At 65.5% G+C, this 223-nt stretch carries 1 protein-coding gene; it reads right to left on the reverse strand.

The features are described 5' to 3' along the window. The coding region (locus NE609_RS17450; RefSeq protein ID WP_256153258.1) for a hypothetical protein at positions 1–223 on the reverse strand (223 nt) is incomplete at both ends.

Genomic DNA, 223 nt, shown 5'->3' on the forward strand with positions numbered 1-223 from the left:
GCTCTCCGGCAGCGGCACGATCTCCTCCGCCGTGATCTCCGCCGACAGCACCCGCACCAGATTGATCCGCGCGCTCGCCGCAGCCTCTACGAGTTCACTGATGGGATTCGACGAGTCCTCCGCCCCGCCGGGTTTGCCGTTCTCTTCCGATTTGCCGCTCTCCGCCGCCTCCTCCGGTTTGCTCTCTTCGCTCGATCCGCTCTCTTCCGGAGTGCTGCTCACT

The sequence above is a fragment of the Anaerotruncus sp. DFI.9.16 genome, assembly GCF_024461615.1.
Taxonomy (GTDB): domain Bacteria; phylum Bacillota; class Clostridia; order Oscillospirales; family Ruminococcaceae; genus Anaerotruncus; species Anaerotruncus massiliensis.